Source organism: Sodalis-like endosymbiont of Proechinophthirus fluctus (assembly GCF_001602625.1).
Classification (GTDB): domain Bacteria; phylum Pseudomonadota; class Gammaproteobacteria; order Enterobacterales; family Enterobacteriaceae.
The window spans coordinates 25,244-25,562 of sequence record NZ_LECR01000007.1 but is presented as its reverse complement, the minus strand read 5'-3'; the positions used below and the strand labels follow the sequence as shown (position 1 = coordinate 25,562).

Sequence of the window (319 nt, the reverse complement as noted above, 5' to 3'; positions counted from 1 at the left end):
TCAGCGCCAACTGCACGGTGAGCGGACCAGAGAGACTGAGCGCGGCGCACAGCTCATCGCGCAGGTAGCCCTCCACAACGAGTTTGATCTTCTCGCCTTTTAGCGGCGCATTATTCAAGGTGGTGTTAACCGTCATCGACACTGGCCAGCGCCCGCTTAGCTTAGCGTTGCCGGAAGCGTTGAGTAAACCCTGGGGCGAGTCGATATCCAGCAGCGTCAATTCGGCGTGCTGATTACGGGTCGCCGCCTGCAATCGTAGGTGGCTAATAAGCAGATTGGCGTCGCCAGAGAGGCGCAAATTCTCCGCCTCGATATCCTC

Annotated in this window: 1 protein-coding gene; it reads right to left on the bottom strand. The window is 58.3% G+C overall.

Annotated features, from left to right (window positions below; all coding sequences use genetic code 11):
* The coding region (locus BG74_RS00930; protein ID WP_187202458.1) for a hypothetical protein at positions 1 to 319 on the bottom strand (319 nt) is incomplete at both ends.